The sequence below is a fragment of the Spirillospora albida genome, from assembly GCF_000718255.1.
GTDB classification, from domain to species: domain Bacteria; phylum Actinomycetota; class Actinomycetes; order Streptosporangiales; family Streptosporangiaceae; genus Spirillospora; species Spirillospora albida.
In genome coordinates this window covers 62,644-85,555 of record NZ_JOFJ01000020.1, presented here as the reverse complement: position 1 = coordinate 85,555, position 22,912 = coordinate 62,644, and the positions used below count along the sequence as shown (strand labels likewise).

Annotated in this window: 24 protein-coding genes and 1 tRNA gene; 11 read left to right on the top strand and 14 right to left on the bottom strand. The window is 73.1% G+C overall.

Features of this window, described 5'->3' with window-relative positions:
- Window positions 1–19: 19 nt before the first annotated feature.
- A complete protein-coding gene (locus IE99_RS0123970) occupies window positions 20–1,045 on the bottom strand; it encodes a sulfotransferase family protein (RefSeq protein ID WP_030175176.1) in 1,026 nt (341 codons plus the stop codon).
- A 100-nt stretch (window positions 1,046–1,145) separates the two neighbouring features.
- The gene (locus tag IE99_RS0123965; RefSeq protein WP_030175173.1) at window positions 1,146–1,697 is read right to left on the bottom strand and encodes an RNA polymerase sigma factor; all 552 of its coding nucleotides are present in this window, start codon (window positions 1,695–1,697) and stop codon (window positions 1,146–1,148) included.
- A 57-nt stretch (window positions 1,698–1,754) separates the two neighbouring features.
- Here IE99_RS0123965 and IE99_RS30675 point away from each other — a divergent pair, with 57 nt between their 5' ends.
- Window positions 1,755–3,719 carry a protein kinase domain-containing protein gene (locus IE99_RS30675; RefSeq protein ID WP_051713129.1) on the top strand — a complete coding sequence of 655 codons (1,965 nt, stop codon included), beginning with the start codon at window positions 1,755–1,757 and terminating at the stop codon, window positions 3,717–3,719.
- Between the two features lie 133 nt (window positions 3,720–3,852).
- Entirely contained in the window at window positions 3,853–4,440 is a 588-nt protein-coding gene (locus tag IE99_RS0123950) for a PadR family transcriptional regulator (RefSeq protein ID WP_030175167.1), read from the top strand.
- Between the two features lie 54 nt (window positions 4,441–4,494).
- Here IE99_RS0123950 and IE99_RS0123945 read toward each other — a convergent pair whose 3' ends face one another.
- The 4 genes from IE99_RS0123945 to IE99_RS0123930 all read right to left on the bottom strand — a co-directional run bounded on the left by IE99_RS0123945 (window position 4,495) and on the right by IE99_RS0123930 (window position 7,913).
- Window positions 4,495–5,349, bottom strand: coding sequence for a hypothetical protein (locus IE99_RS0123945; protein WP_030175165.1), 855 nt, complete (start codon window positions 5,347–5,349; stop codon window positions 4,495–4,497).
- Between the two features lie 153 nt (window positions 5,350–5,502).
- Window positions 5,503–6,330 carry a hypothetical protein gene (locus tag IE99_RS0123940; protein WP_051713127.1) on the bottom strand — a complete coding sequence of 276 codons (828 nt, stop codon included), beginning with the start codon at window positions 6,328–6,330 and terminating at the stop codon, window positions 5,503–5,505.
- A gap of 424 nt (window positions 6,331–6,754) precedes the next feature.
- Window positions 6,755–7,576 carry a trehalose-phosphatase gene (gene otsB / locus IE99_RS0123935; protein ID WP_037559982.1) on the bottom strand — a complete coding sequence of 274 codons (822 nt, stop codon included), beginning with the start codon at window positions 7,574–7,576 and terminating at the stop codon, window positions 6,755–6,757.
- A 19-nt stretch (window positions 7,577–7,595) separates the two neighbouring features.
- Window positions 7,596–7,913: a DUF3263 domain-containing protein gene (locus IE99_RS0123930; protein WP_030175157.1), complete on the bottom strand. Its 318-nt coding sequence runs from the start codon at window positions 7,911–7,913 to the stop codon at window positions 7,596–7,598.
- Window positions 7,914–8,272: 359 nt separating this feature from the next.
- Here IE99_RS0123930 and IE99_RS0123925 point away from each other — a divergent pair, with 359 nt between their 5' ends.
- Complete coding sequence (locus IE99_RS0123925) at window positions 8,273–8,863, top strand: MarR family winged helix-turn-helix transcriptional regulator (protein WP_051713125.1); 591 nt, start codon at window positions 8,273–8,275, stop codon at window positions 8,861–8,863.
- A 71-nt stretch (window positions 8,864–8,934) separates the two neighbouring features.
- Here the strand turns inward: IE99_RS0123925 and IE99_RS0123920 are convergent, their stop codons facing one another.
- From IE99_RS0123920 to IE99_RS0123905, 4 genes are all read right to left on the bottom strand, one after another.
- Window positions 8,935–9,207, bottom strand: coding sequence for an SHOCT domain-containing protein (locus tag IE99_RS0123920; RefSeq protein WP_084219889.1), 273 nt, complete (start codon window positions 9,205–9,207; stop codon window positions 8,935–8,937).
- A 117-nt stretch (window positions 9,208–9,324) separates the two neighbouring features.
- Complete coding sequence (locus IE99_RS30670) at window positions 9,325–11,073, bottom strand: S8 family peptidase (RefSeq protein WP_051713123.1); 1,749 nt, start codon at window positions 11,071–11,073, stop codon at window positions 9,325–9,327.
- 120 nt (window positions 11,074–11,193) lie between these two features.
- Window positions 11,194–11,655, bottom strand: a complete 462-nt coding sequence (locus IE99_RS0123910) for a hypothetical protein (RefSeq protein WP_030175146.1) — start codon at window positions 11,653–11,655, stop codon at window positions 11,194–11,196.
- Window positions 11,656–11,816: 161 nt separating this feature from the next.
- The gene (locus tag IE99_RS0123905; RefSeq protein ID WP_030175143.1) at window positions 11,817–12,092 is read right to left on the bottom strand and encodes a GlsB/YeaQ/YmgE family stress response membrane protein; all 276 of its coding nucleotides are present in this window, start codon (window positions 12,090–12,092) and stop codon (window positions 11,817–11,819) included.
- A 179-nt stretch (window positions 12,093–12,271) separates the two neighbouring features.
- Here IE99_RS0123905 and IE99_RS0123900 point away from each other — a divergent pair, with 179 nt between their 5' ends.
- From IE99_RS0123900 to IE99_RS0123880, 5 genes are all read left to right on the top strand, one after another.
- Complete coding sequence (locus IE99_RS0123900) at window positions 12,272–12,754, top strand: hypothetical protein (RefSeq protein WP_030175141.1); 483 nt, start codon at window positions 12,272–12,274, stop codon at window positions 12,752–12,754.
- Between the two features lie 89 nt (window positions 12,755–12,843).
- Complete coding sequence (locus IE99_RS0123895) at window positions 12,844–13,833, top strand: Acg family FMN-binding oxidoreductase (RefSeq protein WP_037559997.1); 990 nt, start codon at window positions 12,844–12,846, stop codon at window positions 13,831–13,833.
- Window positions 13,830–14,324: a hemerythrin domain-containing protein gene (locus IE99_RS0123890; protein ID WP_051713121.1), complete on the top strand. Its 495-nt coding sequence runs from the start codon at window positions 13,830–13,832 to the stop codon at window positions 14,322–14,324. Before IE99_RS0123895 ends, IE99_RS0123890 begins: the two co-directional genes overlap by 4 nt.
- A gap of 31 nt (window positions 14,325–14,355) precedes the next feature.
- Entirely contained in the window at window positions 14,356–15,705 is a 1,350-nt protein-coding gene (locus IE99_RS0123885; RefSeq protein ID WP_030175132.1) for a beta/alpha barrel domain-containing protein, read from the top strand.
- Entirely contained in the window at window positions 15,702–16,892 is a 1,191-nt protein-coding gene (locus IE99_RS0123880; RefSeq protein WP_211258907.1) for a TIGR04053 family radical SAM/SPASM domain-containing protein, read from the top strand. Before IE99_RS0123885 ends, IE99_RS0123880 begins: the two co-directional genes overlap by 4 nt.
- An 81-nt stretch (window positions 16,893–16,973) precedes the next feature.
- Here the strand turns inward: IE99_RS0123880 and IE99_RS0123875 are convergent, their stop codons facing one another.
- Window positions 16,974–17,516: a hypothetical protein gene (locus tag IE99_RS0123875; RefSeq protein ID WP_030175112.1), complete on the bottom strand. Its 543-nt coding sequence runs from the start codon at window positions 17,514–17,516 to the stop codon at window positions 16,974–16,976.
- Window positions 17,517–17,733: 217 nt separating this feature from the next.
- Between IE99_RS0123875 and IE99_RS30665 the strand changes: the two genes are divergently transcribed.
- Window positions 17,734–18,633 carry a helix-turn-helix domain-containing protein gene (locus IE99_RS30665; protein WP_051713119.1) on the top strand — a complete coding sequence of 300 codons (900 nt, stop codon included), beginning with the start codon at window positions 17,734–17,736 and terminating at the stop codon, window positions 18,631–18,633.
- A gap of 82 nt (window positions 18,634–18,715) precedes the next feature.
- Here the strand turns inward: IE99_RS30665 and IE99_RS0123865 are convergent.
- A tRNA-Thr gene (locus tag IE99_RS0123865) sits at window positions 18,716–18,791 on the bottom strand.
- Between the two features lie 145 nt (window positions 18,792–18,936).
- Here IE99_RS0123865 and IE99_RS0123860 point away from each other — a divergent pair.
- A complete protein-coding gene (locus tag IE99_RS0123860) occupies window positions 18,937–19,284 on the top strand; it encodes a YciI family protein (protein WP_030175107.1) in 348 nt (115 codons plus the stop codon).
- On the top strand, window positions 19,285–20,472 hold the full coding sequence (locus tag IE99_RS0123855) for an RNA polymerase sigma factor (RefSeq protein ID WP_030175105.1): 1,188 nt from the start codon (window positions 19,285–19,287) through the stop codon (window positions 20,470–20,472).
- Here the strand turns inward: IE99_RS0123855 and rlmB are convergent.
- Window positions 20,453–21,427, bottom strand: a complete 975-nt coding sequence (rlmB, locus tag IE99_RS0123850; protein ID WP_037559981.1) for a 23S rRNA (guanosine(2251)-2'-O)-methyltransferase RlmB — start codon at window positions 21,425–21,427, stop codon at window positions 20,453–20,455. The two genes, IE99_RS0123855 and rlmB, sit on opposite strands and share 20 nt — an antisense overlap.
- 22 nt (window positions 21,428–21,449) lie before the next feature.
- A complete protein-coding gene (gene cysS / locus IE99_RS0123845; protein WP_030175101.1) occupies window positions 21,450–22,841 on the bottom strand; it encodes a cysteine--tRNA ligase in 1,392 nt (463 codons plus the stop codon).
- Window positions 22,842–22,912 lie beyond the last annotated feature (71 nt).

The window sequence follows — 22,912 nt, the reverse complement described above, 5'->3', positions numbered from 1 at the left end:
GGCCGGGGCGGGCGGGCGGTCAGCCCTCGACCGGCTCGGCGGCCTGAACGGGCTCCAGGCGGCATTCGACCGGTCCAGGTTCGTTGCGCCGCCGCCACAGGTCGCGGAGGTCGGCCTTGCGCTGCGCCATCCGGCGGTGGGTGCTGGTCCGGGCGAGGCGGGCGAGCTGCGCGGCGGACGGCTTGGGCAGCCCGCTCGGCTCGTACCCGTAGTCGGTGAGCCGGTCCCCGAACGCCGTCTCGGCGAGGGCGATCTGCCACGGTTCGAGGCGCTGCGCCCAGGATCCGACGCGGGTCGGCGTGACGGCGCTGTGGGTGCGGTCGTGCCACTTCTTCCGGGACGGGACGGTCTCCTTCGCGACGTCCCGCGGATCCGCCATCGACGGGTGGAACTCCTCGCCGAGGAACGCGCAGAGACGGGTCAGCTCGTCGGCGGGGTCCGCGACGAGGCGCTCGTACTGCAGCTCGTAGAAGGTGTCGGGCCCCAGCCGGTCCGCCATCTTGCGGCCGGTGTCGATCGCCTCCCGCCACGCGGAGATCGCGTGGTGCACGTCCAGGTGGTACCAGGGCATCTCCTGCAGGGAGGCCACGCAGTCCCGGCCGTCCCGGATGAGGTGGATGAACTGGGCGTTCGGGAACATCCGCTGGAGCGTCGGGATGTGCTTGAAGTAGCTCGGCCGCTTGTCGCCCCAGCGCGGCTTGCCGTGCGAACGGGCGTACGAGCGGAACACGATGCCGATCGCCGAGCCGACGGTCGGCGGGCCGGCGACGATCTCCTCGACCACCTGGTCGGCGTCCAGCCCGAGGTCACCGAACTTGGTCTCCTTGCGGTCGGTGATCCAGCGCGCCAGCATCCGGCGGTTCTCCGGGTCGCCGAGGTCGCCGAAGTTGATCCGCGCCCGGTAGACGTTCAGCAGGAACCGGGTCTCGGCCGGGATCGCGATCCGCGGGTGCGAGTGCAGCATGAGCTGGAGCAGCGTTGTCCCCGAGCGCGGGCAGCCGAGGACGAAGATTGGCCGGTCGGACGTGCAAAGGGCTGGTGACATGCGGAAATCGTCGCCGCGCCGGTCCCGCCGCATCCAGTGACTGGGCGCAAGGTTGCCGTCGGATGACCGATGTTTTAGCCGCGCCATGCACGCGGCGGCGTCAGGTGTAGGACTCGCCGAGCGTCTGCCTGACCTGCTTGCGGGCCTCGTGGATGCGGGACTTCACCGTGCCGAGCGGCAGCTTGAGCTGCTCGGCGATCTCCGCGTACTCCAGCTGGGAGACGTCCCGCAGGACGAGGGCCTGGATGAGGTCGGGCTTGCGGGCCTCGAGGTCTTCCATGGCGTCCAGGATGTCGACCCGGGAGCCCGCGATGACACTGGTGCGGCGCGGGTCGGGACGCTGCTGGGGCAGCTCGCCGGCCTGCTCGACCGAGCGGCGCTTCAGCGACCGGTAGGTGGAGCGGGCCGAGTTCGCCACGACGACGTGCAGCCACGTGCTGAACCGGGACCTGCCCTCGAACCGGTGGATGTTGCGGGCGACCTGCAGCAGCGCGTCCTGGCATGCCTCCTCGGCGTCCTGCCGGCAGGGCAGGAACCGGGAGCTGTGCCGCAGCACGTCCGGCTCGATCTTGCGGAGGAGCTCGTTCAGGGCGCCCTGGTCGCCCTGGGCGGCCTTGCCCGCCAGCTCCTCGGTCCTCTCATCGAATGCCATCGCCGCGCCTCAAGTCTCGATCACGCACTCACCCCGTTTGTTCGGCATGATACGGGAGTGTCCTTCCCACCATCAGTCGGCCGTTACCGAATCGACCGCGTCCTGGGTTCCGGGGCGTTCGCGTCTGTGTGGCTCGGGCACGACGACGCACTCGAGTCGCAGGTCGCCATCAAGGTCCTGTCCGGCAGCCTCATCGACGACCTGGACGTGCGGAATCGGTTCCTGGAGGAGGCGCGGATCCTGCGCCGCGCCGACTCCGAGCGGCTGGTCCGCGTCCACGACATCGGGGAGCTTCCCGACGGGCGGCCCTACTTCGTCATGTCCTACGCGGATCGCGGAACCCTCGGGGACCGCATGCGCGAACGGCCACTTGCGGTCAACGAAGCCCTTGCGCTCGCCGAGGAGATCGCCTACGGCGTCGAGGTGATCAACACGCTGGGCGTGATCCACCGCGACCTCAAGCCGTCCAACGTGCTGTTCCAGTCGACGCCGGACGGCGGCGAGAAGCTGCTCATCGCCGACCTCGGGCTCGCCAAGGCGCTCGCGCACGCGTCCGGGGCGTTCACGCTGCCGGTCGGGACGCCCGGGTACATGTCGCCCGAGCAGGCGCGTTTCGGCGGCGGGCTGGACGTGCGCGCCGACGTGTACGGGCTCGGCGCGCTGATCTACCACATGCTGACCGGGCGGGCGCCCGGCCCGGCGCCGGTGAAGGTCCCCCCGAGCGAGCTGCGCGAGGGCGTCTCCCCCGCGCTCGACCAGGTGATCCTGCGCGCCCTGGAGGTCGAGCGGGAGAAGCGCTGGCCGACCGCGGAGGCGTTCGCCGAGGCGCTGTCGACGCTGCGTCCGACGGCGACCCCCGCGACCCCCGCACCGCCCGCGACGCCCGCCGGACCGCCGCCGATCTCGTCGGACGAGACCGTCCAGGACTTCCATCCCGACGGCACGCCCGGCGGTGCCCAGTCGCCGCCCGGCGGTGCCCAGCAGCCGCCGAGCGGCCCGGGGCACACCTCGCCGTCCGGCACGGAGCAGCCGCCCGCGGCGCAGACGCGGTTCGAGGAGCCGGGGGACGACGACCGGACGTCCGAGATGCGCGTCCCGCCGGCCGCTCAGGGGCCCGGCGACGCGACGGTCGTCGACCGGCCGGCCGGCGGTCCGCTGGAGTCGCCGACGAGTCCCGACCAGGGCCGCCCCGCGCCCCCGCCGGGCGATCAGGGCAAGACGGCCGTGTTCCCGGCCCAGCCGCCCCCCGGGCCCCCGCAGGGGCCGGGCGGCCCGGGACAACCCGGCCACCCCGGTCCTCCCGGGCAGCAGGGCGGCTCGGGGCAGCCGTTCGGCGCGCCGCCGCCCACCGGCTTCCAGCCGCCGCCCGGCCCCGGGCAGCAGGGCGGCGGGCGGTCCGGCGGGACGCCGAAGAGGTTCGTGACCCCGCTGATCATCACGGCGATCGTGCTGGCGGTCGCGCTGGCGGGCGGTCTCGCGCTCGGCACGCTGTTCTCCGGCGACGACGGCGGGAAGGACGGCGAGGACGGCAAGGGCGGCGTCCCGAAGGACTTCGTCGCGATCACCGACGCGTCCGGCAAGATCAAGGTCGCGGTGCCGAAGGTGTGGCCGAAGCAGCAGGAGGCCACCTGGCAGCCGTCGACCGTCGCGCTCGCCGACCCGCAGGCGCGGCCGGTGCTGCGCGCCACGCCGGACATCGCGGGCTTCAAGGGCGACGGCAAGAGCCCCGGCGTCTTCATCGGCGTGACCACGGACGTCGCCGACGGGAAGCTGCCGCCGCCCGGCGCGGCGACCCACGCGCAGTGCACGAAGGGCGCGGTGGAGAACTACACGACGCCCGACAAGGCGCTCAGCGGGACGATCACGCGGTTCACCGGCTGCAAGGCGGGGACGCCGTTCGTCACCGAGGTCGGCCTGAAGGACAGGTCCGGCAAGTTCGGCCTGTGGATCCGGATCAAGGAGTCCGACGGCCGCGACGTGACCAAGAGCGTCCTCGGCACGCTGAAGGTCACCGGCCCCTAGCCTTCCCGCACGCGACACGACCCCGTCACCGGACCGCCGGTGGCGGGGTCGTTCGCTGTGTGCACGGTTTGCATCACGACAGATTCCGATATATCGTTAATGCATCGCAAGCAATCGACTGAAGGAGTCATCGATGTATCACCACGAATCACGGCGCGGCGGCCCCCGGAACTCCGGGCAGCGCGCGCGCCGCGGCGAAGGGTTCGGCCCCTGGGGGCCCGGTTTCGGACCCGGTCCCGGCGGCCCGCGAGGCAGGGGCGGTGGACGCGGCCGGCGCACCCGGCGCGGAAACGTCCGCGCCGCCCTGCTGGCCCTGCTCGCCGAGCGGCCCATGCACGGCTACGAGATGATCCAGGAGCTGGACGGCCGCACCGGCGGCGTCTGGCGGCCGAGCCCGGGTTCGGTCTACCCGACCCTCCAGCTGCTGGAGGACGAGGGCCTGGTCAGCAGCAGGGAGGAGGGCGGCAAGCGGCTGTTCTCCCTCACCGCGACCGGAGGGGAGGAGGCCGCGAAGCAGACCATCGCCCCCTGGGACGAGGTCGCCGAGGCCGCCGGTGAGAACGTCCTGCGCGGACGCGAGGCCATCGGGCAGCTGATGGGCGCCCTGCACCAGGTCATGGCCGTCGGCAGCGAGGCGCAGAAGGCCCGTGCCCTGGACGTCGTCAACGACGCCCGCCGCCGCCTCTACGGGATCCTCGCCGATGACCCTGAGGCGGAGTAACCCCGAGGACGGCCGCCGTGGTCCGCCGGACGCGTCCGGCAGGCCACGGCGGTCTCATTTCGCGGGGAAGGGGGCGTGCTTCGCCGGCCGGTCGCCCATGTAGATCTGGCCCCACACGTACAGCCCCAGGTCGCGGCGGGTCACCGTCCGCCGCACCGGCACGTTCATCGTCGCCCGGACGAGGTAGGACGCGCCCGCCGGCATGTACTTGTCGCCGCCGTCCCCCGCCACCGGCCTGCCGCCGGAGATGGTTTGGACGACCTCGCTGCGGGTCGGCGGCGTGCACATGCTCGCCGGAACCCCCGTCTGCGGTTCGCATCGTGTGCGCGCGGACGCAATCACCAGGTTCCGCTTCACGAACACGTCGCCGGGGAAGTCGAGCAGCACCTGCTGCTTCGTCGGGTTCGTCAGGACGTACTCGATGTAGGCGAACGACATGCCGGCCGGCGGCGGCGACGTGAGCGTCGCGGCCACGCCGTCGTTCACCCCGGCGGTCACGGCCGCGATCCGGTACCGGGCGCCGTACGCGGTGCCGACCTCGATCGGGGCGCCGCCGCGCGGGCGCGGGCCGCCCGCCGTCGCGGTCGCGGTCTCGGTACCGCCGTTGGCGGTGACCTTCCCGTCCGTCTCGTCCTCGGAGCCGGGGATCAGCAGGAGACCTGCCGTGACCAGCACCGCGAGCCCGAGCACTCCGCCCCCGACCAGGATGCCGAGGCGGCCCGCGGACCCCCGCCCGGCGCGGGCGTCGCGGCGCCGCTCGGCGCGCGAGCCGATCCGCACCTCCACGCCGCCCGTCTCGTACGACCCCGTGAGCCCGGCCGCGGAACGGGGGGCCGCGCCGGGGCCGGGTTCGGGCGGCGCGCCGCCGAGGCCGCCTTGGCGATGCAGGGGTCCGGGTTCCGTGTTCACCGTCTAGCCTCTCGCATTTCGGGCGTTGATTCCGTGGTGGCCGCGATGCCGTCACGATCAGCACATCTTGGCGCAAACGGCCGCGGAATCCATAGCGGGCGCGGGAGAGTCGCACCGGACGCCATCACATCCGGCCACGGCGGGTGCCCGGCGTCAGCCCTTCGGGAACGGCGCGCGCTTCGCCAGCCGATCCGCCATATAGAGCTGCTTCCACACGTAGAGGCCCATGTCGCTGCTGGTCAGCGTCTTCTGCACGGGCACGTCGACCGTCGCCCGGACGAGGTAGGACGCGCCCGCCGGCATGTACTTGTCGCCGCCGTCCCCGTCGACCGGCCGGCCGCCGGAGAGCGTGCGGACGACCTCGCTGCGGGTCGGCGGCGTGCACATGTCCTCGGGGACCCCGGCCTGCGGCATGCAGCGTCCGCGCGCGTCCGGCGTCACCAGGTTCCGCCTCACGAACACGTCGCCGGGGAAGTCGAGCAGCACCTGCTGCTTCGTCGGGTTCGTCAGGACGTACTCGATGTAGGCGAACGACGTTCCGGTCGGCGGGGACGACTGGAGCGTCGGCGCCACGCCGTCGTTCACGCCGCCGGTCACGGCCGCGATGCGGTACCGGGCGCCGTCGGCGGTGCCGACCTCGATCGGCGTCCCGCCCCGTGGCAGCCGCCCGGCCGGCGCGCCCGCGTCGGTCCCGCCGGCGGCGGTGGTGCCGCCGCCCTCCTCGTCCCCGGGCCCGGAGGTCAGGACCAGGCCGCCGGTGACGAGCGCCGCGAGCGCCAGGACCCCGGCGGCGACGATCCCGCTACGGCGTCCCGCCGTCCCCTGCCGGGACTCCCGCGCCCGCAGGTGCCGCTCGGACCGCGACCCGAGCCGCACCTGGACCCCGCTGGTCTCCCGGGCCCCCACCAGCCCGGACGCGGCGGTCGGCGGCGCCGTCTCGGCGGCGACGGGCGGCCGGCTGACGGGCTGCGCCGGCGGCACCGCCGGATCCTCGGGCCTCCCCAGCGGAGCGCGCGCCCCCGTGAGGGGGGGTGCGGCGGCGACGATGGGACGGGTCGGGGCGCCCGGGGGGATCGGTGTGCCGCCCGTGGTCGTCGCGGTGGGCGAGACGATGGGGAAGCCGTCCGTGGGCGTGGCCCGGGGAGGCAGGTCGTATGAGGGCGGGGCGCTCGCGAACTGCCCCGGCGTCCGTCCCAGCTCGCCCGGACGGCGTGGAGATCCAGGTTCCATGTTCACCGTCAAGCCTCCCCCCGCTCGGGCGTGGGTTCCATGTTCGCCACACCGCCGTCACAATCCAGCATATTTTGACCCGAACGGCAGCGAGATCCACAGAGGCCGTCCAAGAGTCGCTCCAGATCTCATAAATCTGGTCACGACTCTTGTCACCCGGCGATGAGAAACGGCGTCAGGGCGTGGGGGCGAGCAGCGTTCCGAGCAGGTCGACGACGCCGGACGGGCCGTCCACGACCAGGTCCGCGCGCTCGGCCAGCGCGGTCACCTCGGTGGAACCGCTGCACACCGTCACGCCGGGAACCCCTTCGTCGCGCAGCGCGTCGATCGCGTCGAACGCCGCGAGGTCGCCGAGGTCGTCGCCCGCGAACAGCACCGCCGACGGACGGGAGCCCCGCTCGTCGAGGAACGTGCGCAGCGCCCGGCCCTTGTCCATGCCGGGCGGCCGCAGCTCCAGGACGAACCGTCCGGGCTCCACGACCAGGCCGGTGCGCTCGGCGAGCGCGGCGAGCAGGCTGCGCAGCCGCTCCAGCGCGACCTGCGGTTCGGCGCAGCGCCGCGTGTGCACGGCGAGCGCCCGGCCCTTGTCCTCGATGAACACCTCGGCCGGGGCGCCGGACGCGGCGAGCACGCCCGGCAGCTTCGCGCGCGCCTCCGACACGCCGGGCGGCGGCTCGGGCGCGGTCAGGACGCCGGCCTCCCAGCGCTCCAGCCCGTACTGCCCGAGCACCACGAGCCCGTCGATTCCGGCGAACCCGCCGTACTCCACGGCGACGGCGGCCGGCCGGCCGGTGATCACGACGATCGCGCCGACCCGCGTGGCGAGGCCGGCCAGCGCCTCGGCCGCCCGGGGATGGGCGCGGGCGGCCGCCGGATCGGCCACGATCGGGGCGAGGGTGCCGTCGAAGTCGAAGCCGAGCACGGCCCCCTCGGGAGCGGTGCGGATCGCGTCGAGTCCGGCCGCGCCGGCGGCCGTCACGGGGTGGGGAGAGTTCACACCGACCAGTGTGGGTGATTCACGGCCGGATGCCGAACCGGCGCTCGGCGCGGCGGCGCTGCCGCTGCGAACGCATCCGGCGGAGACGCTTGACCAGCATCGGGTCGCACTCGAGCGCCTCGGGCCGGTCGATGAGGATGTTCAGGAGCTGGTAGTACCGCGTCGCCGACATGTCGAACAGTTCGCGGATGGCCTGCTCCTTGGCTCCGGCGTACTTCCACCACTGCCGTTCGAAGGCGAGGATCCGGCGGTCGCGCTCGGAGAGGAGGTCGGCGGGGAAGACGGCGTCGTCCTCCGGGCCTTCGGTCACGGGTTGCAGGGCTGAGCCATCGTCCATGGTTCCGTCCTGGTGGGGGCCTGCGGCCGGGGAAGCGCCGTCGCGGGGGGCGTCGCCGGGGACGTTCGCCGCACGCATGGAAGTCCCCTCTGTGGTTACTGATCCCGGGTCGTCCGGGTTCGGCCGGGAGCCATGCTAGCCGTCCCGGCCGACAAGTTCCGGTGGTTCGCGCGGGAGGCATCGGCCGGGTTCAGTGCACCACATCCCCCTTCACCTGGGACTTCGCAAGGCCCACGTGTCCCGGAAGCGGACGTGCGCCGCAGCGGCACCGCGCGTCGTGCGCGGACGCCCCCGGGCTAGGGTGAGGACCCATTCGGTCCGGCGGCCCGGCCGGAGCGGGCACGAACGGGAGATCCTGGATGACGACGGAGCGCTTCACGGCCGCGGGGACGGTCCTCGACGGCGGGACGGCCCCCGACCCGGTCCTCACCGGCATCGATGTCGCGCTCTTCCATCTCCGGCGTGTCTGGGCCAAGCCGGACCTGATGAAGCGCATCCGCGCGCAGAATCCGTGCGGGCCGGGCGCGCGCCCCCTCCAGCTCTCGAACCTGATGGTCGTGCACGCGGTCCACGAGCTGACCGCGACCGGCCCCCCGGCCGAGGTCACCGTCGGCGCCGTCGCGGACGCCCTGGACGTCGACCCGTCGACGGCGAGCCGCCTCGTCACGCACGCGATCGACGCCGGGCTGGTGTCGCGCCGCCCGTCCCCGGTCGACGCGCGCCGCGCCAACCTCGGGCTGACCGATACCGGCCGCCGGGTCAAGGACGTCGCGGACCGGTTCCGCCGCGGCTACCTCGACACGCTGATGGCCGGCTGGACGGACGCGGAGCGCACCGCGTTCGCCCGGCTCCTCACCCGCTTCGCCGACACCGCCGCCCGGGTTCCGATGGACCCGGACGGCGTCCTGCGCATCTTCGAAGAGGCCGGCGCGCGCCACGCCCCCTGCTGAGCCCCGCGCGATCCGGGACGGGAGCCGGGCAGAGCCGCAGCCCGCCCGCCGATGAGCCGGGAGGCGGCTCGTCATGACGAGCCGTGGAGGCCCGCCATGCGCCGGAGGAACTCGTCGTCGTCGATCTCGCCGCGGGCGAACCGCTCGGCGAGGATCGACCGGGCCCCCGCCATCGGGTCGCCCGCGCCCGCCGCAGGCGTCCGGCGGCGGATCAGGTAGAAGGCGCCGATCAGGACGGCCAGCCAGAGCAGGCTGAAGGTGATCGGGAAGACGGGCCAGAAGGCGGGCGGGTCGCCCTCGCCGTGCCACCCGGGGTGGAACCGCGTCGCGAATGTCGTCAGCATGGTCATCGACCTCCGGTCTCGTTCGGATGGATCGATGCTCCGGGACAGGTCCGGCCGCCGTCGTCGTACGGCCGGAGGCACTCCCCCTACGCCCGCCGGAGTAGCGCCGAGGCTCCGCTACCACCAGGGCGGGCGGTACTCCTCGTCGTCGTCCGGTTTCGCGGGCGGCGGGGCGGCGGGCTCGTCCGTGACGGCGGGCTCGCCGGGGTCGGCCAGGGCGCTGCGGCGGAACCGCTCCCAGTCCTCGTCGTCGAGGGGTCCGGTGTCGCCGGCCGGGGACGGGTCGCCGGGCCTGCTCGTGTGCGCATCGCCGTTCGCGGGCACGCCGCCGTTCGCGGGCGCGTGGCCGTTGCCGTTGAGGGGGGCGGGGGCCCGGGCGCCGCCGTCCGGCGCGAACTCCCCCGGGACGAACGGACGCAGCTCCGGCGCGGGCCTGGGCGCCGGGCCGGGCGGCGGCTCCTCGACCGGGACCGGTTCGGGGGTGCCGGCGAACTCGGGGGGCGGTCCGGCCTGGGCCGCGGCGACGCTCGCGGCGACGGGCTCGCGGGGCTCGTCCGGCAGCGCGTCCGGCGCGTCCTCCTCCTCGGGGCGCCGCTGCCGCCAGCCGAGCACGAGCCCGACGACCACCAGCACCCCGCCGCCGCCGAGCACCGCCGGCAGGAGCCACCCGGAGTCCTCGGCGGGCTCCTGCTCCGCGATGGGCGCGGGGCTCGCCGACGCCGGGGGCGCCGGCTCCGGGGCGCCCGCCGTGCGGTTGATCGCGGCCGCGGCGACGAGCGTGCGGACGGCGTCCACGGGCCCGGCGCAGGTGCTGGACCCGGTCGGGCGGCCGGCGCGCGCGGGCGACCCCTGGACGAGGGCGCGGCGCACGTCCTCCGGGTCGAGGTCCGGGTAGCGGGAGCGGACGAGCGCGGCGACCCCGGCGACCATCGCCGACGACGCGCTCGTGCCCGACCCGACGATGTAGCCGCCGCCCGCGTCGGCGCTGACGATGTCGACGCCGGGCGCGCAGACCGCCACGTACGGGTGCCGGTTGCTGTCCTTCCACACGCGCAGCCGCTTGTCGAGCGCGCCGACGGCGATGACGCCCGGGTACGCGGCGGGGAAGTTCTTCCGGTTCGCGCTCGACCCGTCGTTGCCCGCGGACGCGATCAGCACGACGCCCTTGCCGAGCGCGTACCTGATGGCGCTCTCCCCCGACCGGCTGCCGTTGTAGGCGGGGCGGCCGCCGCCGAGCGACATGTTGATGATGTCGGCGCCCTGGTCGACGGCGTACCGGATGCCCTGCGCGACGGGGTCGCGGTCGCCGGCGGCCTGCTGGTCGCCGCGCCGCAGCGGGTCGTCGTTCTCCAGCGTCACCCGGACGGACAGGATCCGGCTCTGCGGCGCGACCCCCATCATCCCCTCCGACAGCCCGGGGCCGTGGCCGTGACCGGCGATGATGCTGGCCATCGACGTCCCGTGCAGGCCCCAGTACCGGCCGCCGGGGCGGCGCGCGCCGCCGGCGAGGTCGGGGCCGCTGACGACGCGTCCGGTGAGGTCGGGGTGGCGGCGGTCGACGCCGGTGTCGAGGACGGCGACGGTGACGCCCGCGCCCTTGGACCACTTCCAGGCCCGCTGCGCGCGCATCGCCGTCAGGTGCCACTCGCGGGCGCGGATCTGGTCGGCGCGGGACGCGGCGGCCGCGGCGAAGGGGGCGCCCGCGGCGGCGCCGCGGACGTCCTGCCGGGGGGCGAGCCGGTCGTCGCCGGGAGCGATCGCGACCGGGACGGCGACGGCCGCGCCGAGCGTCAGGACGGTGAGCACCGCGGTGGTGCGGGCACCGGCCCGCGCGGCGGGACGGGCGCGCCGGCCTGCCTGGGACACGCCGCCGCACCTCCTCCCGGATCGCGCCTGGTCTGATGAGCCCCGTGGGACGCGAGGCATCATTCTGCCACGCGAATCGCCCGCCTCCCGGGCACTCGTCACATTAGGGGACCGCCCGGATCAGACGCAGGTTCCGTAGGGTTTGTCACAGCGGAGCGCCTTCCCCCCGAGCGCGGGCCTGACCTTGGCGATGAGCTCCCCGGGGCCGGTCACGAGCCAGTTCGGGCCCCGCAGGATCGCGAACTCGCCCTGCTCGCCGAGGGCGCTCTGCCCGACGCCGGTCCGCCAGCTCCGCAGCGCGGTGTCGACGGTCATGCCCAGATCGGGGGTGATGACGGTGGCGGCGACGTACCGTCCGGCGTAGCGGCATTCGACGCGGGAGGGGTCGGCCGCGCAGCCGGTCGCGCCGTGCTCGCGCAGAACGTCGCCGATCTGCGCGGCGTCCTGGTACGAGCGGGCGTTCGCGGCGGGCCGGACGGAACCGTCCCCGTCCCCGTCCAGGGCGAACGCGGCGACGCCCGCCGTGGCGAGCACCGTCCCGCCGACCGCCCCGGCGATGGCGAGCATGGCCTTCGGCTTCATGCCGTCCAGCATGCCGTACCCGTGGGTAACTCCAGCCGGTTCCGGGTGTTAGCCCGACCACGTAAGCGATCACTCCCCGCTTACGCGGCGGCCGTCCACGGCACTCGCCGTGGACGGCCGCTCCGACATGAGTCCCCGGTTCCCCCGGGTCGGCCGGTGGATCAGCGGTGGCCGGCACCGCGCCGCTGGAACGCGGCGACGGCGGCCACTCCGATCGCGGCCATCCCGATCTGGAAGACCAGCTCGATCCAGTCGATCCCGTTGGTGGTCGCCACCCCGACCGACTGGGCGATGACCGTCCCGACGAGCGCCGCGACGATGCCGACGCCGATGGTGAGCAGGATTCCGATGGGCTGCCGCCCCGGCAGGACCAGCCGCCCGACCGCCCCGATGATCGCTCCGATGACGATCGCAGTGATGATGCCCGTGATGGTCACTGGCGCACTCTCCTTCGTAGGCACGAGTAAGCCCCTTGTGCCCACTTGAAGCAAAGTTTCACATCCCAGCCGCGGAATGACCTATGACCTGGTTCACCCGGGACCCAAGGCCCTGCCTTCCGCCTCCTCCGACGGGTCACGCTGAGGGCACCGCCCCGTCCCGGAGGAGAAACACCGCCATGCGCATCCCGTCCCGCACCGGAGGACCCCTGCTCGACGCCGTCGGCGTCGCCATGCTCGTCGCCGGGCCCGCCATGCTGATCCGCGCCGGCCTCGGCCGCCGGCAGATCCGCCGGGAACTGGCCGCGCAGGAGATCGCCTTCCCCGACGACCCGCCCGCCGCGTACGCCCGCCACGCCGGACGCCGCGTCGAGACCGGCCCCCAGGCGTGCGCGTTCGCCGACGTGATCCGGACGAACCTCGCCGGCTTCACCGGCGGCCGCACGTACGCGCAGCTCGGCGCGGAACTCGCGGCCGTGAAGGCGGAGGGCGGCGACGGGACCCGGCTCACCGAGCTGCAGCGCACCGCGTTCACCGGCGAGATGCTCCGCGCGTCCCTCATGTCGGCCTACCAGGCATGGCAGGTCACCACGCTCGCCGCCGGCCTCGGCGCCCTCTTCACCGGCCTCGGCGCCGGCCTCGTCTCCCGCCGGGACCACTGACCTTCGGTCCCCGCCTACGGGGACCTTCGCCCCTGGGAACCTCCATCGCCGCCCACGACGATGAGGACCGGCAGCACGTGGAGGTGCCCATGCCCCACCCATTCGCAACGCACGTCGGCGTCCGGCGCCTCGTGACCGCGGCCACCGCGGCCCCGTCGGTGCACAACACCCAGCCCTGGCGCTTCCGGCTCCACGACGCGTCCGTCCTGGAACTGCACGCGGACCCCGACCGGAAGCTCGACGTCCTCGACCCGCGGGGCCGCGCCCTGTACATCTCGTGCGGCGCCGCCCTGTTCAACCTCCGGCTCGGGATCCGGATGACCGGGCACCGGCCGCTCGTCCAGTCCTTCCCCGACAACGTGGACGACCCGAACCTCGTGGCCGCCGTGGCCGTCGAGGAGGCGCCGATGCCGTCGTCGACGCACGCCGAGCTCTACGCGACGATCCCGCACCGCCGCACCAGCCGCCGCCCCTTCTCCAAGCGCATCGTGTCGCGGGCCGTCCGGGACGAACTGGTGGAGGCCGCGCGGGCCGAGGGCGCCGCGCTCGGGATGCCCGGACCGCAGACCACCGCGTACCTGCTCAGCCTGGTCGCCGACGCCGACCGCAGGCTCGTCGCCGACGACCGCTACCTCACCGAGCTCGCCCGCTGGACGTGCGGCCGGGGACGCGACGACGGCATTCCCTGGTACGCCTACGGCCCCCGGCCCACCGGGCGCGGCCTGCCGATGCGCGACTTCGGCCTCGCGGGACCCGTGACCGGGCGCGACGCCGACGACTTCGCCGTCCGGCCGCAGCTCGGCGTCCTGCTCACCCAGGGCGACGAACCCGCCGACTGGCTGCTCGCCGGTCAGGCCCTGCAGCGGATCCTGCTGACGGCGACCAGGCGCGGGCTGTCCACGTCGCTGCTGTCGCAGCCGTGGGACATGCAGTCCGGCAGCCGTCCCGACACCGGCGCCACCCGCCCGGCGGGGCACATCCAGGCCATCATCCGCTTCGGCTACGGGCCGCCCGTCCCGGGCACGCCCCGCCGGCCGTTCCCCGCAGTTCTGCAACGCACCCAGAAAGGCTGGAAGTGACCCTCGTCCAAGAATTCACCGACATCTTCCGGACGGAGCATCGCGCCGTCCGCGACCTCCTCCTCGACCTCGTGGAGGGCTTCCGGGCCCGCGACGCCGAGCGGGTCCGCGGCCTCATCACCGCGATCGACTCCGCCATGGGGCCGCACTTCCGGTACGAGGAGGAGGCGATGTACCCGCGGCTCGTCGCCATCTTCGGCGAGGCCTACGTGGACAAGCTCCTCGCCGACCACGACGGGGCCGTCCTCAACGTCCGGGAGATCTACGAACTCGCCGGCAAGGAGGCCCTCACCGAGGCCGACGCGGAGCGCGGCGTCGAACTGACCCGGCAGATCCTTCCCCACGTCAGCGACTGCGACGGGCTCTCGATCATGGTCGAGACCCTCCCGGACGAGACGGTGGACACCATCCTTTCCACGCGCCGCAGCGCCCGCGGCGCCGGCCTGTCCCTGCTCGACTGGGCCGCGACGGACCGCGAACGCCGTGTCTGAGCCGCGCCTGCCTGAGGTCATCCAGGGTGGGATGGGCGCAGGGGTCTCGGGCTGGCGCCTGGCCGGTGCCGTCGCCGGCACCGGCCAGCTCGGCGTGGTGTCCGGCGTGGCGCTCGACGCGCTCCTGGCGCGCGGGCTCCAGGCCGGGGACCCCGGCGGCGACCTGCGCCGCGCCCTCGCCGCCTTCCCGCTGCGCGACGTCGCCGAGCGCATCCTGCGCCGCTACTTCATCCCCGGCGGCATCGAGCCGGGCCGCCCGTTCCGCCAGGTCCCCAAGCTCAGCCTCCATCGGAACGAGTTCCGCGACGACCTGAACGTCGCGGGCAACTTCGCGGAGGTCTGGCTCGCGAAGGAGGGCCACGACGGCCCCGTCGGGATCAACTACCTCGAGAAGATCCAGCTCGCCACCCCGCCGGCCGTGTACGGGGCGATGCTCGCGGGCGTCGACTACATCCTCATGGGCGCCGGCATCCCGACCGAGATCCCCGCCCTCCTGGACGCCTTCGCCGAGGGCCGCACCGGCCACCTCACGATCACCGTCGCGGGCTCCGACACGGGTGACCGGATCTCGTTCGATCCTCCCTCTCCCGCGCCCCGGCCGCGCTTCCTGGCGATCGTGTCGTCCTACGTCCTGGCGATGTACCTGAACCGGTCGTCCGCCACGCGCCCGGACGGGTTCGTCCTGGAGGGCCCCACGGCGGGCGGCCACAGCGCGCCGCCCCGCGGCCGCCTGCGGCTGGACGATGACGGCGAGCCCGTCTACGGCCCCCGCGACGAGGTCGACCTGTCCAAGGTCGCCGAACTGGGCCTGCCGTTCTGGCTCGCCGGCGGCCACGCGCACCCCTCCGCACTGGCCGCGGCCCGCGCCGCCGGAGCGGCGGGCATCCAGGCGGGCAGCATCTTCGCGCTCAGCCAGGAGTCGGGCCTGCGGCCCGACCTGCGGCGGGAACTCGTCACCCGAGCCCTGAAGGGCGACCTGCGCGTCCGCAACGACCCGCAGGCGTCCCCGGCCGGTTTCCCGTTCAAGGTCGTCGCCCTGGAGGGCACCCTCTCCGAGGAGGACGTCTACTCAGAGCGTCCCCGCCTCTGCGACCTCGGCTACCTGCGGACGCCCTACGTCCGCGAGAACGGCGCGGTCGGCTACCGCTGCCCCGCCGAACCCGTGGAGGACTACGTCCGCAAGGGAGGGGACGCGGCGGACGCCGTGGGCCGCCGATGCCTCTGCAACGCCCTCGTCGCCAACGTCGGCCTGGGCCGCCACCGCCCCGGCGGCTACATCGAACCGCCGCTCGTCACCCTCGGCCAGGACCTGGACTTCCTTCCGGACCTCCCGGCCGACTACTCCGCCACCGACGCCGTCCACTACCTCCTGGGCCGATGAAACAGATCCGCAGTCCGCGCCACGACACGACCGACCGTCCGTTCATCGTGATCTGGGAGGCCACCCAAGCGTGCCCTCTGGCCTGCCGCCACTGCCGCGCCTCGGCGGTCCCCGACCGCGACCCGGGCGAACTGGCGACCGCCGAGGCGTACGCCCTCATGGAGCAGATCGCCGCCTTCGGCACGCCGCCCCCGATGTTCGTCATCACGGGCGGCGACCCGTTCCAGCGGCCCGACCTCTTCGACCTGGTCCGGCATGGAACGTCACTCGGCCTTCCCGTCGCGGTCTCGCCCTCGGGCACCCCGACCCTCACCCGCGAGAACCTCGCCGCCCTCGCGGAGGCGGGCGCGCGGGCGATCTCCCTGAGCCTGGACGGCTCCACCCCGGAGATCCACGACGCCTTCCGGGCCACTCCGGACGTCTACCGCTGGACCCTGGACGCCTGGCGCGACGCCCACGACCTGGGCCTGAAGGTGCAGATCAACACCACGGTCACCGGCCACAACCTGACCGACCTGCCGGAGATCGTCCGGGTCGTCCACGCGGAGAAGGCGCTGACCTGGAGCGCCTTCCTCCTCGTCCCCACGGGCCGGGGCCGCCTGCTCCCGCCCCTGGACGCGCACCAGGTCGAGGACGTCCTGAACTTCGTCTACGACGCGGGCGCCCACATCCCCGCCCGCACCACGGAAGGCCACCACTTCCGCCGCGTGGCGATCCAACGGGAGATCCTGGCCCGCCGAGGTGCCGATCACATCACGGCCCTGGGCCTGGGCGACCTCTACAAGACCCTCACCTCTGAACTGGCCGCCCTCAACCTGCCGCCCCGCCGAAGCCGCCGCCCACCCATGGACGTCAACTCCGCCCGCGGCTTCGTCTTCATCTCCCACCTGGGCTCGGTACATCCGAGCGGCTTTCTCCCCATGTCAGCGGGCAACGTCCGGGAATCCGAACTCCCCGACATCTACCGGACCTCGCCCCTCTTCACGGGCCTGCGCAATCCGGCGAAACTGCAAGGCCGCTGCGGCAGCTGCGAATTCAACAGCATCTGCGGCGGCTCCCGCTCCCGCGCAATGGCTTTGACGGGAGACCCGTACGCGGAAGACCCCTGGTGCTCCTACATCCCCGGCACCTTTCCCCACCAGCGAGAACTGACGGCCCTCCTCCATCCCCGGACCTCCGCCGCCTGAAAAGGAATCGCCCCGAACCCGGCCATGGACCGGGCTCGGAGCGATGACCAATCCGGCATCAGCGTGCGGACGCCGGAAGAGTCAGGGCCTCTTGGTCTCCCAGTACTTCCAGCCCTCCTTCGAGGTGGGGATGTTGCCGTAGAAGGCGTCCAGGACCACCTCGGAGCAGTTCGGCCGGACGCGCCGCTTCTCGAAGAGCACCTTGTACCCGATCACGCGGTAGCGGATGTGGCCGTACCGGTTCTTGCTGATCTTGTGCTTGTACCAGTGCCCCACCGTCACGGTGTTGCTCTTGGTCGCCGACTTGGACACGCTCCCCTTGACGGTGGCCCACACCGCCTTGACGGACGCCTCCGCACCGACCTCCAGCTTGGCCTCCTTCGTCCAGGACCGGTCGACCTTGCCGGTGATCTCGCCGCCCTTCCCGTCCACGAAGTGGGTGCCGGGCACCCAGTAGTTGACGACCTTCTTCGACTTCACCTTGTAGTAGATCTCGGTCGGGCAGCCCTTGGCCGCCTTGACGGGGTTGGAGGGCGGGTTGGGGGCCGCCACCGCCGGGGCGGCGCCGACGGCGAGGGACGCCGCCGTCGCGAGACCGAGCCCGATCGCACGGAAACTGCTCATCTCATCTCCTGGTCGTGTTTCGGCACGAAAGTTCCCGTGCCATTCCGTCTCTTTCGGCGCCCGCCCCACGGCCGATTTGTGAACGTGCCTCGAGGCCCGTTCCGGGGTGACGCCTTCCATGCCGGCAACCAGCATTCAACCGGCTGTGACCAGGTATTCCGTACCGTTCGGCCGTTCGGGATGGACCCGAACGGCCGGCTTCTGCCACACTCTGCGCGTGAGCGGCGAGAACGCATCCGAGGCAAAGCTGGATCCTTCTTCGGCGACCACCGAAGAAGAGTTCGTGGTGGCGCTGCGGAGGCTGCGCGAACGCAGCGGGCTGACTTTCAAGGAAATCGAGCGCCGCACGTCCGCCACCGGTGGTTACGCCTTACCCGCCTCCACCCTGGCCACGGCGCTGCACCGCCATAACGCCCCCCGGCGCGAAATGGTCGCCGAACTCGTCCGCGTCTGCGGCGGCGGCCCCGAGGACGTGGCCCGATGGCTGGCGACCCGGGAACGCCTCGTCCACCCCATGACCAGCGAGCCGGAGGCCCCTGCCGCGCCTCCCGAAACACCGCCCTCGACCCGCCGCATATCGAGCCGAACGGTCGCGGCGACCCTCGCGTCCGTCGCCGTCGCGGCGATCACGGGCGCCGCCTACTTCACCCGCCCAGCGGAAGCACCGTCCGAGACGCCACCTCCCGCAGCAGGCCCTTCGGCCACCACGGTCCTCAAACTCGGAGACCTCTGCCTTTCCGAGCGGAGGAACGACCGAAGCGGCCGCATCTACCTGACGGACTGCGCCAAGAGCTTTCCGCCCCGCGCTCTCACCAGACACGGGACGCTCTGGCGCATCACCACCGTCCACCCGCAGTTCGGCCCCGGCTGCATGGGCGTGGTCGACGGCTCGGCCGAACCCGGCACGCCCCTCTCCGACGACACCTGCGACCGCATCCAGACGGACCGCTTCACGATGCGCAGGACGCCGCGCGGCCACCAACTACTCCCCGAGAACCGCGACCTGTGCGTAGGCGTCAAGGGAACCCCGACCCTCAACGCCCCCGTCCTACAACTCCCCTGTGACCCGAACGCCCCCGGCCAACTCTTCAACATCGCCGAGACACCCACTGAATGACAGCGCCGCCACCAAAGCGCCCACCCGGCCAGGCCGCCAGAACCCCACGCGATCTTGAGGAGCGGGGGAAGGGCCAATGAACTGGAGCCGGCGAGGGGACTTGAACCCCTAACCTTCTGTTTACAAGACAGATGCTCTGCCAGTTGAGCTACGCCGGCGTGGTCGCCACCGCATGGTAGTCCACGGGGCGGGGGGTTCGCTCGCGGGACGGGGTTGGCGAAGATTTTTCTCCCGGTGTCGATGTGGGTGTGATCCGTTCGTGTAGACGGTGAGAGGTCCGCAGCGACGTCACGGGAGGACGCCATGAAGCTGTACGCGCTCAACATGTTCCAGCCGGTCGGGGAGAGGCCGCCGCCGGAGGTGCTGGACCCGATCATGAAGGAGCTGTTCGAGATCCGGCGGGAGCTGGAGATGGCGGAGTCCTGGGTGTTCGGGGCCGGGTTCCATGAGCCGTCGGCGAGCACCGTGGTGCGGGTGCGCGGGAGCGACGTCGTCGCCACCGACGGGCCCTACACCGAGGGGAAGGAGCACCTCGGCGGGATCACGATCATCAAGGTGCAGGATCTGGACGAGGCGCTGGAGTGGGCCGGGCAGTACGCGCGGATCACCGGGCTTCCGATCGAGGTGCGGCCCTTCCAAAGCGAGGGCTGATTGGAGGTCGAGCGGGTCTTCCGCCGGGAGCACGGGCGGGCGGTGGCCGTCCTGGTCCGTGAGTTCGGCGATGTGGACGTCGCCGAAGAGGCCGTCCAGGACGCGTTCGCCGAGGCCGTCCGGCGGTGGCCGGTGGACGGGACGCCGCCCAGCCCCGCCGGGTGGATCATCACGACGGCGCGGCGGCGGGCCATCGACCGGTTGCGGCGGGAGGCCGTGCGGGGGCGGAAGCAGGCCGAGGCCGCCCTGGTGGCGGGCGAGGCCGTCGATGAGGGGGCCGTGCCGGACGAGCGGTTGCGGCTGATCTTCACGTGCTGCCACCCCGCGCTCGCCCCGGCCACGCGGGTGGCGTTGACCCTGCGGCTGGTCGGGGGGCTCAGTACCGCGGAGATCGCGCACGCGTTCCTGGTTCCCGAGGCGACGATGGCGCAGCGGCTGGTGCGGGCCAAGAACAAGATCCGGGACGCGGGGATCCCCTACCGGGTGCCGCGGGAGGCGGATCTGCCGGGGCGGGTGGGCAGCGTGCTGGCCGTCCTGTATCTCGTGTTCAGCGAGGGGTACCGGGCGCGGGAGGGTGAGCTGACGCGGGTCGATCTGTGCGCGGAGGCCATCCGGCTCGGGCGTGTGCTGGCGGAGCTGATGCCGGACGAGCCCGAGGTGATGGGGTTGCTCGCGCTGATGCTTCTCGTCCACGCGCGGCGGGACGCCCGGGAGGTCGGTGGGGAGCTCGTCCTCCTCGCGGATCAGGACCCCGGGTTGTGGGATCGGAAGCTGATGGAGGAGGGGCGGAGCATCGTTAGGCGGTGCCTGCGGTGGGGGCGGCCCGGGCCGTACCAGATCCAGGCCGCCATCAACGCCGTGCACAGCGAGCCGCCGACGGATTGGCGGCAGATCCTCGCCCTGTACGACCAGCTGTCGGCGGTCACCCCCGGGCCCGTCGTCGCGTTGAACCGGGCCGTGGCCGTGGCGGAGGTCGAGGGGCCCGCCGTGGCGCTCGGCCTCGTGGACGGGCTGGAGATCGAGCGGTTCTACCTGTTCCACGCCGTGCGCGCCGATCTCCTGCGCCGGGTCGGGCGTAACGCGGAGGCCGCGGACGCCTACCGGGCGGCGCTCGACCTGACGGAGAACGAGGCCGAGCGCCGCTTCCTGCGCGGGAGGATCCGCGAGGTCACGCGCGCAGGCGGCTGACCTCGTACAGGGCGATGCCGGCGGCCACGCCCGCGTTCAGGGACTCGGCCTTGCCCGGCATCGGGATCGTGACGAGCATGTCGCAGGTGTCGGCGACGAGGCGTCCGATGCCCTTGCCCTCCGAGCCGACGACCAGCACGAACGGGCCGGACGCGAGTTCCATGTCGGCGACGGTGACGCCGCCGCGGGCGTCCAGGCCCGCGACGAAGCACCCGGCCTTCTGGTACGCCTTGAGCTGCCGCGACAGGTTCGTGCACTGCGCGACGGGGATGGACGCGAGCGTCCCGGCGGACGACTTCCAGGCGCCCGCGGTGACCCCGGCGGCGCGCCGCTCCGGGACGACGACGCCGGACGCGCCGAACGCCGACGCGGACCGGACGATCGCGCCCAGGTTGCGGGGGTCGGTGATCCCGTCGACCGCGACGATCAGCGGGGCCGTGCCGCGCAGCAGGTCGTCGGGGTGGGCGTAGCGGTACGGCTTGACCTGCAGCGCGATGCCCTGGTGGACGGCGCCGTCGGTGAGCCGGTCGAGTTCGTTCTTGCCGGTCTCCAGCAGCGGGACGCCGCGGTCGGCGGCGAGCTGGATCGACTCTCGGATGCGCTCGTCCGTGCCGGACATCACATACAGGGCGCTGCCGGGGACGCCCGCGCGCAGCGCCTCGACGACCGGGTTGCGGCCGGTGACGAGCTCGGGTACCTCGCCGGTCGCGCGGCGGGCGCCCGCGGGGCGGCCCGCGGCGGGACGCTGCTCGTCGGTGCGGGACCGGGCGCCCGGCCCGAGGGTCTGGGTCCCGGTGCGGCGGGCGCTCTTCACGGCGCGGGCCTTCTGCCGCTTGCCGTGCCAGTGCCGGTCCTCGGCCTTCGGAGTCGGTCCCTTGCCCTTGCGCTTGGCCATCATGCCCCCTGCGTTCTCGCTGCCGGGCGGCACTTCGGCGGACGCCCTCGAACCCCTCATTTTAGGCGCGTCCGCGCGTGCCTCAGTCGCGTTTCAGCTCCCACCGGGGGCCGTGGGCCGTGTCCTCCACCATGATCCCCGCGTTGATGAGGCCGTCGCGGATGGCGTCCGCCGCCGCGTAGTCCTTGCGGGCGCGGGCGGCCTGGCGCTGCTCCAGCGCGACGGCGACGAGGGCGTCGACGACGGGACGCAGGTCGTCCGCGCCGGCGGTGTTCCACTGGGGCGCCAGCGGATCGAGCCCCAGGACGTCCGCCATCGCGCGCACCGACCCGAGCAGCGCCGACACGGCGGCGTGGTCGCCGGAGGCCAGGGCGCTGTTCCCCTCCCGCACCGTCTCGTGCAGGGTCGCCAGCGCCTGGGGGACGCCCAGGTCGTCGTCCATCGCCGAGACGAAGGCGGCGGGCAGGGACCAGGGCCCCGCCGGGGCGACCTCCGCCGCCCGCGTCACGAACCCCTCGATCCGCTGGTAGGCGGAGACGGCCTCGGCGAGGGCGGCGTCGGTGTAGTCCATCAGGGAGCGGTAGTGCGCGGACGCGAGGTAGTACCGGATCTCCGCCGGACGGGCCTTCCCGAGCAGGTCGGGGAGCAGGACGACGTTTCCGACCGACTTGCTCATCTTCTCGCCGTCCACGGTGAGGAGACCGTTGTGCAGCCAATACCGGGCGAATTCATCGCCGGCCGCCCGGGACTGCGCGATCTCGTTCTCGTGGTGCGGGAAGATCAGGTCGACGCCGCCGCCATGGATGTCGAACGTCGGCCCGAGGTATTTCGTGGCCATGGCGGAGCATTCGAGATGCCAGCCCGGCCGTCCCTCTCCCCAGGGCGTTTCCCAGGACGGCTCGCCGGGCTTGGCGCCCTTCCAGAGCGTGAAGTCGCGCGGGTCGCGCTTGGCGTCCTCGTTGGGGGTGTCGCCCGCCGACCGCATGTTCTCCAGCCGCTGGTTCGACAGCGAGCCGTAGCGGTCGGCCCAGGACCGCACGTCGAAGTAGACGTCCCCGCCGGCGGCGTAGGCGTGCCCGTTCTCGATCAGCCGCCGGATGAGGACGATCATCTCCGGAACGTGGCCGGTGGCGCGCGGCTCGATCGTCGGGGGCAGGCATCCGAGCAGGTCGTAGCCCTGGTTGAAGACGCGCTGGTTGCCCTCGGCGATCGCGAACCAGGGCACGCCCGCGTCCGCCGCAACGGCGATGATCTTGTCGTCGACATCGGTGACGTTCCGGGCGAACGTCACCGTGTATCCGGAGCGGCGGAGCCAGCGAAGCAGGACGTCGTAGATGACGCCGGAGCGGAGGTGGCCGATGTGGGGCGCGGCCTGCGGGGTGGCACCGCACACGTACATCCCCACGCGGCCCTCTTCGAGGGGCTCGAACGTGCGGACGCTACGGGTACCGGTGTCGTAAAGGCGCAGGCTCACAGGGTCAAGGCTATTGGATCGGCGCATGCCTTCGTGGCGCTATCGCGCCCCTGGCGCCGCATCCGGCCGGT

What these genes read in the sequence shown, in the direction of transcription:
- IE99_RS0123970 (WP_030175176.1), bottom strand. Translation starts at nt 1,045, where the DNA reads ATGTCACCAGCCCTTTGCACGTCCGACCGGCCAATCTTCGTCCTCGGC.
- IE99_RS0123965 (WP_030175173.1), bottom strand. Translation starts at nt 1,697, where the DNA reads ATGGCATTCGATGAGAGGACCGAGGAGCTGGCGGGCAAGGCCGCCCAG.
- IE99_RS0123950 (WP_030175167.1), top strand. Translation starts at nt 3,853, where the DNA reads ATGTATCACCACGAATCACGGCGCGGCGGCCCCCGGAACTCCGGGCAG.
- IE99_RS0123930 (WP_030175157.1), bottom strand. Translation starts at nt 7,913, where the DNA reads ATGGACGATGGCTCAGCCCTGCAACCCGTGACCGAAGGCCCGGAGGAC.
- IE99_RS0123925 (WP_051713125.1), top strand. Translation starts at nt 8,273, where the DNA reads ATGACGACGGAGCGCTTCACGGCCGCGGGGACGGTCCTCGACGGCGGG.
- IE99_RS0123920 (WP_084219889.1), bottom strand. Translation starts at nt 9,207, where the DNA reads ATGCTGACGACATTCGCGACGCGGTTCCACCCCGGGTGGCACGGCGAG.
- IE99_RS0123910 (WP_030175146.1), bottom strand. Translation starts at nt 11,655, where the DNA reads ATGAAGCCGAAGGCCATGCTCGCCATCGCCGGGGCGGTCGGCGGGACG.
- IE99_RS0123900 (WP_030175141.1), top strand. Translation starts at nt 12,272, where the DNA reads ATGCGCATCCCGTCCCGCACCGGAGGACCCCTGCTCGACGCCGTCGGC.
- IE99_RS0123895 (WP_037559997.1), top strand. Translation starts at nt 12,844, where the DNA reads ATGCCCCACCCATTCGCAACGCACGTCGGCGTCCGGCGCCTCGTGACC.
- IE99_RS0123885 (WP_030175132.1), top strand. Translation starts at nt 14,356, where the DNA reads ATGGGCGCAGGGGTCTCGGGCTGGCGCCTGGCCGGTGCCGTCGCCGGC.
- IE99_RS0123880 (WP_211258907.1), top strand. Translation starts at nt 15,702, where the DNA reads ATGAAACAGATCCGCAGTCCGCGCCACGACACGACCGACCGTCCGTTC.
- IE99_RS0123875 (WP_030175112.1), bottom strand. Translation starts at nt 17,516, where the DNA reads ATGAGCAGTTTCCGTGCGATCGGGCTCGGTCTCGCGACGGCGGCGTCC.
- IE99_RS0123860 (WP_030175107.1), top strand. Translation starts at nt 18,937, where the DNA reads ATGAAGCTGTACGCGCTCAACATGTTCCAGCCGGTCGGGGAGAGGCCG.
- rlmB (WP_037559981.1), bottom strand. Translation starts at nt 21,427, where the DNA reads ATGAGGGGTTCGAGGGCGTCCGCCGAAGTGCCGCCCGGCAGCGAGAAC.